The sequence below is a fragment of the Nocardiopsis listeri genome, assembly GCF_020741345.1.
Lineage (GTDB): Bacteria > Actinomycetota > Actinomycetes > Streptosporangiales > Streptosporangiaceae > Nocardiopsis > Nocardiopsis listeri_A.
Genome location: NZ_DYZD01000461.1, coordinates 1 through 10,811, shown reverse-complemented (window position 1 = coordinate 10,811; position 10,811 = coordinate 1). Strand labels below are relative to the sequence as shown.

General features: G+C 68.9%; 7 protein-coding genes. 5 read left to right on the top strand and 2 right to left on the bottom strand.

What is annotated here, in order from left to right; genetic code table 11:
* Both K8V84_RS24970 and K8V84_RS24965 read right to left on the bottom strand, forming a co-directional pair.
* Positions 1–1,162, bottom strand: a 1,162-nt coding sequence (locus K8V84_RS24970; protein WP_304079175.1) for a thioester domain-containing protein, incomplete at its 3' end; no start/stop codon positions are given.
* Between the two features lie 322 nt (positions 1,163–1,484).
* Positions 1,485–2,651, bottom strand: coding sequence for a thioester domain-containing protein (locus K8V84_RS24965; protein ID WP_304079173.1), 1,167 nt, complete (start codon positions 2,649–2,651; stop codon positions 1,485–1,487).
* 248 nt (positions 2,652–2,899) lie between these two features.
* On the opposite strand from K8V84_RS24965, the gene gatB reads away from it, so the two are divergent.
* The 5 genes from gatB to ilvC all read left to right on the top strand — a co-directional run.
* Positions 2,900–4,411, top strand: coding sequence for an Asp-tRNA(Asn)/Glu-tRNA(Gln) amidotransferase subunit GatB (gene gatB, locus K8V84_RS24960; protein WP_304079171.1), 1,512 nt, complete (start codon positions 2,900–2,902; stop codon positions 4,409–4,411).
* A gap of 330 nt (positions 4,412–4,741) precedes the next feature.
* Positions 4,742–7,447, top strand: coding sequence for a bifunctional diguanylate cyclase/phosphodiesterase (locus tag K8V84_RS24955; protein ID WP_304079169.1), 2,706 nt, complete (start codon positions 4,742–4,744; stop codon positions 7,445–7,447).
* A 430-nt stretch (positions 7,448–7,877) separates the two neighbouring features.
* Complete coding sequence (locus tag K8V84_RS24950) at positions 7,878–9,653, top strand: acetolactate synthase large subunit (protein ID WP_304079177.1); 1,776 nt, start codon at positions 7,878–7,880, stop codon at positions 9,651–9,653.
* 17 nt (positions 9,654–9,670) lie between these two features.
* Positions 9,671–10,195, top strand: coding sequence for an acetolactate synthase small subunit (gene ilvN, locus K8V84_RS24945; protein WP_304079167.1), 525 nt, complete (start codon positions 9,671–9,673; stop codon positions 10,193–10,195).
* A gap of 35 nt (positions 10,196–10,230) precedes the next feature.
* Positions 10,231–10,811 (top strand): ketol-acid reductoisomerase (gene ilvC, locus K8V84_RS24940; protein WP_304079165.1); only part of this gene is annotated, 581 nt, incomplete at its 3' end.

Here is a 10,811-nt window from a genome sequence, read left to right as displayed (position 1 = left end):
GGCTCAGGTAGATGGCGCCACCACCGGCACCGAGGGCGGCGACGCCCGCGGCGACCAGACCGGCCAGCGCTCCACCGGTCACGGGCAGCTTGGGCTCATCGTTCTCGGCCGGGGGAGTGGGCTTGTCGTCGCCGGGCTCGCCGGGCTCCTCCGACGGGGTCGGCTCCGGCTCGCCGGGCTCCTCGGGCTCCTCGGTCGGGGTCGGCTCCGGCTCGGTCGGGGTCTCGCTCGGGGTCCAGCCGGCGGAGGCCGAAGCGGAGACCGTGGTCTCGTCGCCGTCGACGGTGATCAGCGTCTGAGTGGGCTTGGTGGCGGACTTGCCCTGGAACAGGCGGCCGGTCTCCACGGAGGAGGACGCCTCAAGGGAGAAGGAGGCCTCGCCCGGCTCGGTGCCCTCGGGGACGGCGAAGCCGACCTTGTCGCCGTTGTCGACGGTGGTGACGGCCTCGCCGGTCTCGACGTCGACCAGCTCGACGCCCTCGGGGGCGTCCAGGGTGACCGGGATCTCCGAAGAGTTGGTGGAGATCTCGAACTCGCCGATGATCGAGCCGGCGGTGCCCTCGGCCACGTCGGGGGTGATGCTCAGCGCGGCGCCGGGCTCCTCCTCGACGCTCTCGGCGTTGGCGGTCAGGTACTCGTAGACCGCCACGACGTTGTCGCTGTTGCCGCCGGAGAGGTCCATGTCGTTGCTGAAGTGCCAGATGGCGGCCTGGGTGGCGCCGAGGGCGTCCTCGTTGCTCAGCCCCTCGACCCCGGCGGCCTCACCGAGGGCGGCGGCGTCGGTGTTCGGGTAGGCGTTCTGCAGGAGCCACAGGACCTTGCCGGGCTCGGCGAAGCTGCCCTGACCCGGGTAGTTGGCCCAGGCGTCTTCCTTGTACTCGGCACCGCCGACGATGTTGGTCTTGAAGTCGATGCAGTACATCTTCAGGACGCTGCCGTCGGTCAGCTCAAGGTTGAACAGGCTGGTGCCGACACTGGCACCGTCCATCTTGATCTTGGGACCGCTCTCGGCGTTGCCGACGTAGGTGCCCTCGGCAGAACCTTCGTAGGTCTCGACCTCGTCGGCGGCCGCGGGGGCGGCCAGACCGAAGGCCAGGAAGGCGGCCGCGGAGGCCGCCAAGCCGGTGCGGCCGGCGATGCGGGGGAGGGAGAATTTACTCAAGTTGTTTCCCGGTGTCGTATTAGGGGTGAACCGGATGATCCGCCGGTGCGGAAGTGAATGGACGCCACGGTCGGGGTCAGGGGGCGCGGAGCCATTGCAGGGGGAGCGATCTCTCCGAGGGGGCCGTCAGACGCGGGAGCGGGCCGCGTGAGCCCTGGGTCGCCGATCGCCCGGCCGATACTAGCGAGACGGTTCGTGCTTTCCAACCCGCTTCGTGAAAAATGTGGCCCATTACGGGCTGGTTCAAATCTGGGCAGGACAAATCCAGATTGCGGCGAGATGTTATAGATCGAGGTCGGCGCGGTGGGGCTGTTTCGGACGCCTAATCTCGGCGCTTACGGCCCAGAACCAGGATGAGCAGGCCGGATACCACCAGTGCACCCGCGATGACCAGGAGTCCCGACAGCCAAGTGCCGGTCAGGGCCAGGCCGTCCCCCTGGTTTCGGTCTTCGTTTTTCGGGACCTCTGTCACGACTTCGGGTTCGTCGGTGGGGGGCTCGGTCGGCGTGGTCTCCGGCTCAGGTTCGGGGGTCACCGGTTCACCCTCGGTGCCTGCCTCGGGGGGTTCCTCGGCGTGCCAGGTGATCGTGGCGGTGGTGGAACTGGTGGCGGTACCCGGTTCCGCGGTGATGAGCGGCTGGGTGCGCACCCCCTCGCGGCCGGTGAACAGACGCCCCTCCGGGAGGGGGACGCCCGGCCCGCGCGCGTGCAGGGTGGCCACCCCGGCCGGCACCGACGGGTCGACGTCGAGGTAGACCTCGTCACCGTCGGAGACCTGAGAGACCTCCCGACCCTCGGAGTCCACGAGCCAGGACGCGGGCGCGCCGCGTACGGACACCTGCACCTCGCCCTCGCCCGAGCTGGACACCGTCAACGGGCCCAGGGGCTCACCCGGCACGATCGCCTCCACCTGGGTGGGGGAGAGCTCCAAGGAGCGGGCGGTCGTGCCTCCCTCGGCCGCGGAGCTGCCCTCGACCAGGTACTCGAAAAGGCGCAGGACCTCCTCGGAGTTGCCCTCGGGGCTGGGGTCCACGTCGTCCAACACGTGCCACAACGCGGCCTGGGTGGCGGCGATCGCCGTGTGCTCCTCAAGGACCGGCGACCCGATCTCAAAGGCCAACGACGCCAGCGGCAGGTTGGGGTAGGAGTGACGCACGATCCAGTTCGCGCGGTCGGCCGGGTCGGTGTCCCGGACCGTGTCCGTCCATTCAGGGCGGTCGGCCCAGGCCGATTCGACGTAGGCGGTGCGCGGGCGCACCTCCTCGTCCACCATCATCGCGTAGGCGCGTACGGAGTCCTCGTCGGCCACACGGAGGCTGAACAGGGCCGTTTCCAGCTCTTGGCCGTCTTCGAGCAGGACCGGGGCACCCGCCATCGGGTCGCGGTCCACGCGCGAGAAACCGTCCGCGTGGGCGGGTGAAGTGGAGAGGGCGCCGATCAGAGTGCTCGCGCAAAGCAACGCGGCGCACCGACGCAGGATGCCGGACATGCTCAGGCGCTCCCGTGCGGAAGGCGGTTGGGGCGACCCTGCCCCGACCGGCGAATTCGTGTTTCCTGGCAATCAAGACTAACGGTCCGGCACCCTGGGTGACGGTAGATCTCCTCCTTAGCGGCCCAATCGTGTGCTCGCCGTGACATCCGTTTGTCCCCCGAGGGGCGGGAACGGGCACAGAGGGCCCCTCGACCTCGGTAGGCTGACCTGGAAGGTATGTCCTCTACTGAAACGGGTTTGCGGCGATGGCCCACGCGGTAACTCCTAGCTTCGAGCAGGCGCTGACCAGGTACGAACCTGTGCTCGGCCTGGAGACCCACATCGAATTGGGCACCGCCTCCAAGATGTTCTGCTCGTGCCCGACCGCGTTCGGTGCCGAGCCCAACACCCAGGTGTGCCCGGTTTGTCTGGCCTTCCCCGGCTCCTTGCCGGTGGTCAACGAGAAGGCGGTGGAGGGCGCGATCCGTCTGGGGTTGGCGCTCGACTGCTCCATCGCCCCGTGGGGTCGGTTCGCGCGGAAGAACTACTTCTACCCGGACATGCCGAAGAACTACCAGATCTCCCAGTACGACGAGCCGATCTGCGTCGACGGGCACCTGGACGTCACGGTCGACACCCCCGACGGCCCGCGCGAGTTCCGCGTCGAGATCGAGCGCGTGCACATGGAGGAGGACACCGGCAAGTCCTCCCACGTGGGTGGTTCCACCGGGCGGATCCACGGTGCCAGCCACTCCAACGTGGACTACAACCGCGCCGGCATCCCGCTGTTGGAGATCGTCACCAAGCCCATCACCGGCACCGGTGAGCTCGCCCCGCTGGTGGCCCGTGCCTACGCGGCCGAACTGCGCGACCTGGTCCGTTCCCTGGGCATCTCCGACGTGCGCATGGAGGAGGGGTCCATGCGCTGCGACGTGAACGTGTCCATCAACGAGATCGGCGCCTCGGAGTGGGGCACCCGTAGCGAGACCAAGAACGTCAACTCCCTGCGTTCGGTGGAACGCGCCGTGACTTCGGAGATCGAGCGCCAGGCCGGCGTGCTCGAAGCCGGGGAGCGCGTGGTCCAGGAGACCCGTCACTTCCAGGAGCACCTGGGTCGTAGCACCTCGGGCCGCTCCAAGGAGGAGGCCCAGGACTACCGCTACTTCCCGGACCCCGACCTGGTCCCGGTCGCTCCGTCGCAGGAGTGGATCGAGCAGCTGCGCGCCACCCTGCCCGAGCTGCCCGCCGCCCAGCGCGCCCGGATCAAGACCGAGTGGAAGCTCAGCGACACCGAGCTGCGCGACCTGGTCAACGCCGACGCCATCGGCCTGGTGGAGGCCACCGTCGCCGAGGGCGCCCCGTCGGCCGAGGCCCGCAAGCTGTGGCTGAACGAGCTCTCGCGTCGCGCGACCGAGCAGGAGGTGGAGCTGGGCGCGCTGCCCATCACCCCCGCTCAGGTGGCCCGGATCATCGCACTGGTCGCCGAGGGTACGCTCACCAACAAGCTCGCCCGTCAGGTGGTCGAGGGTGTTCTGGCCGGCGAGGGCGAGCCCGACGCCGTGGTGGAGGCGCGTGGCCTCAAGGTCGTCAGCGACGACGGTGCGCTCGGCGCGGCCGTCGACGAGGCGATCGCGGCCAACCCCGACGCCGCGGACAAGGTGCGCGGTGGCAAGGTCGCCGCGGCCGGTGCCCTGGTCGGCGCGGTCATGAAGGCCACCCGTGGACAGGCCGACGCCGGGCGGGCCCGCGAACTCATCCTGGAGAAGCTCTCCGGCTGAGCCGAGGTTCGAGCCTTGGATCCGGCGCCCACAGTGGTGCTGGTCCGTGGCTTACGCGGAGCCTTCCAGGCTTCGTACGGCGTCGTGGGGCAGGAGGAGGCCCCGCGGCGCCGATCCCTTTTTCAGGGGCGGGAGAAACCTGAAACCAAGATGACCGAGAGTAGTCGTTCCGTCGCCATCTCTCAGCCGGTCCTCAATCGCCGTGTGACCTTGGTTGCGTAGGGTGTCCGTGCATGGGGGTGCGTGCGTTCCACCGCGTCCTGAGTCGAGAAATACACGAGGTGGGTGCTCCATGTCCGAGGAGAGAGCCAGGCGCTGGGGAGGCCCCTGATGGGTCTCAAGGCACGCCGGCTTGCGGTGTTCGGTTTGGCCGCGCTCTTTCTCCTCTACCTGCTCGGGACGTTGATCCCGGCGGGGGAGAGCACGGTGGCGGACGCTCTCGGGCAGTGGCCCGGGGCCGTGGTGGCGGGTGCCGCGGGCGCGTCCTTGCTGTTCGCCGCCAAGAGGTGGGCTCGAACCGGGGCCGACCGGGAGGCGCACGTCGACGGGGCGGACGGTCCGGCCGCGCTACGGTTCCTCGGCTTCGCGGCCCTGGCCTGGTGCGCGGGTGCGTTGACCCACGCCATCACCCGGACGTTCAGCGCCGGTTCGGTCTTCTCCCTCACTCTGGGTGACCTTTTCGCCTTGGTCGCGTTGCCGCTCTTCGTGATCGGCTTCACGAGGTTCGCGCCCTGGCCGGGCGGGCTGCGCACGGCGACCCGGCACATCACCGACAGCTACGTGTGCGGCGCCGCGGTGTTCTCCGTGGTGTGGGTCCTGCTGTTCTCTCCGTTGTACGAGGAACTGGGCCAAGGGGCCGGACTGCTCGGGTTCGCGCTGGTGTACCCGGTGGCCGACATCGTGGTGTTGTGTCTGCTCATCCCACTGGTGTTCATGTCGCCGCACAGCACCCGGCGCGCGGTGCTGGTGGCGATCGGGGCGCTCATCGCCATCGCCGCCTCCGACATGATCGGCGCGGTCACCCGTCTCACCGGACCGCCGGTGGCCGGGGGGATCGAACAGCCGGTGCGGTTCCTGGGCTTCGCGCTGCTGGGCGCGCTTCCGTGGCTGGTGGAGCACCGGCCGGGCGCCGATCCGCGCCGGATCACCGGACGCGGGCTCTACCGCTTCGCCCCCGAGTTCGCCGCCCTGGCCGCGGTACTGGTCGCCACGGTCGTGCTCACCGCCGGGTCGTTGCGGATGTCGGAGGTCGCCGCGGTCCTGCCGATCGCCGCGGGCACCGCCGTGATCGTGCTCGTCGTGCGTGTGCTGGGAATGCTGGAGGAGAACGCCACCCTCGCCCGTATGGTCCGCAACCGCGAGGGGCACTTCAACGAACTGGCCCGCAACAGCGGCGACGTCATCCTGGTGCTGGACCGCGACGGCGGGGTGTTCTACGTCAGCCCGGGCACGGCGGAGGCGTTCGGCTATCGGTTGGACGACGTGCTCGCCGCGCCGGTGACCACGCTCATCCACCCCGAGGACCTGTCGCGCACCAACGCCGTCCTGGACCTGTTCGCTCGGCGCAGCGGCCAGGGCGTGCACCTGCGGCTGCGCGTACGGGCCGCGGACGGGACCTGGCGGCACACCGAGTCCACCGTCTCGCTGTACGAACAGCCCGGCGAACCCGACCGGCTGCTGGTGACCACCCGCGACATCAGCGCGCAGGTGGCCCTGCAGGACCAGGTGGAGCACCTGACCTTCCACGATGGCGTGACGGGCCTGCCCAACCGGGCCTATCTGGAGGAGCGGGCCAGCGACGTGCTGGCGCACCGGGCCATCAACGACGAGCACACGGGCGACGTCGCGGTGATCTTCCTGGACCTGGACGGGTTCACGGCGGTCAACGACTCCGCCGGACACGTGCGGGGCGACCACATGCTGGGGCAGGCCGCGCGCCGGCTGCGCGGTGAGCTGGGCTCCAACGCCACCCTGGCGCGCTGGGGCGGTGACGAGTTCGCGGTCCTGGTCGAGGATGTGCCCAAGGCGCAACGCGTGGTGGACCTGGCCGAACGTCTGGGCCGGGTGATCGCCTCCGAACCCTTCCAGGTGGCCGACCGCGACATCCTGCTGACCGCGAGCATCGGGGTGGCCTTCGCCGAACCCGCCACGGACAGTGGTGAGCTGCTGCGCAACGCCGACGTGGCGATGACCCGCGCCAAGGAGCGCGGCGCGGGCAACGTCGAGGTGTACGCGGCCCACATGCACGACATGGTCGTGTCCCGGCTGGAGCTGCAGATCCGGTTGCGCCAGGCGCTCAGCAACGGTGAGTTCTTCCTGGAGTACCAGCCGATCGTGGACCTGGGGACGTCCCAGGTCACCGCGGTGGAGGCGTTGGTGCGCTGGGACCGGGACGGTGAGGTCGTCGGCCCGGACGCGTTCATCGGCGCGGCCGAGGAGTCGGGACTGATCGTGCCGCTGGGAGAGTGGATCCTGCGGGAGGCCTGCGAGAAGGTCGCCGTGTGGCGGGTGTCGGACTGGGACATCGGCCTGTCGGTGAACCTCTCGGTCAAGCAGGTACTGTCGCCCCGCTTCGTGCGCACCGTCGAGGGAGTCCTCGACGAGACGGGCCTGTCCTCGGAGGTGCTGACCCTGGAGGTGGACGAGGAGGTCCTCCTCGACGACCAGGGCGACGCGGTGGAGCGCCTCGGTGAGCTCCGCGGCCTGGGTGTTCGGCTGGCCATCGACGACTACGGCATGGGGTACGCGTCCCTGGCGCACCTGCGCGAGCTGAGCGTGGACGCCATCAAGATCGACCCTTCGTTCATCGCCGACCTGGGCCGCGACGACACGGTCACGCTGCTCACCCACACGATCGTCCAACTGGGCCGGGACCTTGGCGTCCAGGTGGTCGCCGAGGGCATCGAGCGCCCCGAGCAGCTGGAGCAGCTGCGGGTGATGGGCTGCGACCACGGCCAGGGCTTCCTGGTGGCCCGACCCATGCCCGCGAGCGGCGTGGAGTCCCTCGTCGGCGGCGAAGCCGGCGTCAACCTCTGACCGCGTCCGGAATGTCCGGTGGTCCCTTCGAGGAGTAGTCCGAGATGAACTGTTAAGTCCGGCTCAGGATGGTTGTGTCCGGCCCCTGATACGTGTTCTGTGTTACACGTGGCCGGGGCCATTCCGGTGTTTGCGCAGGTCAGGGTGCTTCTCGGTGGTTCGGGGTTCGCCGTATGCTGAAATCTGCGTCTCGCATGGTGAGACAATATTAAGATCCGGTTGACGCGCACGGGCTCTTTCGGCCAGTGTTGACAGCGTGCAGAACAACCTCCTGATTCTCGTACTTGGTCGGCGCGCAGCCCACTGAGTTTCTTCTGCTGCGCGCCACCCCTCGACCGCCACAGGGCGGTGGGGGTTTTTTTATTGCCGCACCAGGCCACGAGACCGGAAACCACCACTTCCAGAGCCCCACCGCCGCTCTGGGACATCGCTGAAGGATCTTGAGATGACCGAGCAGATGACCGGCGCCCAATCGCTGATCAGGTCGCTGGAGCACGTCGGCGTTGACACTGTCTTCGGGATTCCCGGCGGCGCCATCCTCCCCGCGTACGACCCCCTCTACGATTCGGCCAAGGTGCGCCACATCCTGATGCGCCACGAGCAGGGGGCGGGGCACGCGGCCGAGGGCTACGCCTACGCCACGGGACGCCCCGGGGTCTGTATGGCCACCAGCGGCCCCGGCGCCACCAACCTGGTCACGCCACTGGCCGACGCCCACATGGACTCGGTCCCGATGGTCGCCATCACCGGCCAGGTCGCCGCACCGATGATCGGTACCGACGCATTCCAGGAAGCCGACATCTGCGGCATCACGATGCCGATCACCAAGCACAACTTCCTGGTCAAGGACGTGCGCGACATCCCGCGCACCATCGCCGAGGCCTTCCACATCGCCTCCAGCGGTCGCCCCGGCCCGGTGCTGGTCGACATCGCCAAGGACGCCCTGCAGGCCGCCGCCGAGTTCGTCTGGCCGGAGCGCCTGGACCTGCCCGGCTACCGCCCGGTCACCAAACCGCACGGCAAGCAGGTTCGCGAGGCCGCCCGGATGATCGCCGAGGCCAAGCGCCCCGTCCTGTACGTGGGTGGAGGGGTCCTGCGGGCCAAGGCCGCCGCCGAACTGCGGGTCCTGGCCGAACTCACCGGCGTCCCCGTGGTCACCACCCTGATGGCCCGCGGTGTCTTCCCCGACTCGCACCCGCAGTACGTGGGCATGCCGGGCATGCACGGCGACGTCGCCGCCGTCGGTGCGCTGCAGCAGACCGACCTCATCATCGCCCTGGGCGCCCGCTTCGACGACCGTGTCACCGGCCGACTGGACAGCTTCGCCCCCGACGCCAAGGTCGTCCACGCCGACATCGACCCCGCCGAGATCTCCAAGAACCGGCACGCGGACGTTCCCATCGTCGGCGACGCCCGTGAGGTCCTCGCCGACCTGGTCGTGGCCGTGCGCGCCGACCAGGAGAAGGGCCGCCAAGGCGACTACGAGGCCTGGTGGAACCGGCTGAACCAGCTGCGCACCACCTACCCCAAGGGCTACGAGGTCCCCGACGACGACTCCCTGTCGCCGCAGGCCGTCATCGAGCGCCTGGGCCAGGTCGTGGGTCCCGAGGCCACCTACGTGGCCGGCGTCGGCCAGCACCAGATGTGGGCCGCGCAGTTCATCGAGTACGAGCGCCCCGGATCCTTCGTCAACTCCGGTGGCCTGGGCACCATGGGCTTCTCCGTCCCGGCCGCCCTGGGCGCCAAGGCCGGCGACCCCGACCGCGTGGTCTGGGCGGTCGACGGCGACGGCTGCTTCCAGATGACCAACCAGGAACTCGCCACCTGTGCCGTCGAGGGCATCCCGATCAAGGTCGCCATCGTCAACAACGGCAACCTGGGCATGGTCCGCCAGTGGCAGACCCTGTTCTACGAGGGTCGCTACTCCAACACCGATCTGCAGACCTCACCGCGGGACACGAAGGTCCGGATCCCGGACTTCGTGCGCCTGTCCGAGGCCTACGGTTGTGTCGGACTGCGTTGCGAGCGCCCCGAGGACATCGACGCCACCATCGAGAAGGCGATGTCGATCAACGACGTCCCCGTGGTCGTCGACTTCACCGTCAACCACGACGCCATGGTCTGGCCGATGGTCGGCCCGGGCGTCAGCAACGACAACATCCAGTACGCGCGGGACATGGCGCCGAACTGGGAACACCAGGACTAGGAGAAGGCCGAACAAGCATGAGCAGTCACACGCTTTCCGTTCTGGTGGAGGACACCCCGGGCATCCTCGCCCGAGCCTCCGCTCTCTTCTCCCGTCGTGGGTTCAACATCGACTCACTCAGTGTCAGCACCACTGAGTACCCCGGTCTGTCCAGGATGACGATCGCGGTCAACTGCGACCTCCACCCCTTGGAGCAGGTGACCAAACAGCTCAACAAGCTGGTCAACGTCGTCAAGATCGTGGAGATGGACGCCACCGCGTCGGTGCAGCGCGAGCTGCTCTTGGTCAAGGTCAAGGCCGACGCGAACAGCCGCACCCATGTGCTTCAGACGGCCGAGCTCTTCCGCGCGCATGTCGTGGACGTCAGCCCGGACGTCGTTGTCATCGAGGCCACCGGCGACCCCGAGAAGCTCGATGCCCTGGTCAAGAATCTGGAACCCTTCGGAATCAGGGAACTGGTCAAGTCAGGGCTGGTCGCCCTGGGCCGGGGACCGCGTTCCATCACCGACCGCTCCCTGCGAGCGATCGAACGCAGCGCCTGAGCCCCCGAGAACGCAGAAACAAGGAGTAATCCCAAGTGGCAGCAGAGATGTACTACGACGACGCCGCGGACCTCGCGCTCATCCAGAGCAAGAAGGTCGCCGTGATCGGTTACGGCAGCCAGGGTCACGCGCACGCGCTGTCGCTGCGGGACTCGGGCGTGGACGTCCGCATCGGCCTGGCGGAGGGCTCCAAGAGCCGCGCCAAGGTCGAGGAGGAGGGCCTGCGCGTCCTCACCCCCGCGGAGGCCACCCGCGAGGCCGACGTCATCATGATCCTGGTCCCCGACCACATCCAGCGTGACCTCTACACCGAGGAGATCGCCCCCAACCTGGAAGCCGGCAACGCGCTGTTCTTCGCGCACGGCTTCAGCATCCGCTACGGCCTCATCCAGGCCCCCGAGGGCGTCGACGTCGCCATGGTCGCCCCGAAGGGCCCCGGCCACCTGGTCCGTCGCCAGTACGAGGCCGGGCGCGGCGTGCCCTGCCTGATCGCGGTCGAGAAGGACGCCAGCGGACAGGCCTGGGACCTGGCCCTGTCCTGGGCCAAGGGCATCGGCGGCACCAAGGCCGGCGTCATCAAGACCACCTTCACCGAGGAGACCGAGACCGACCTGTT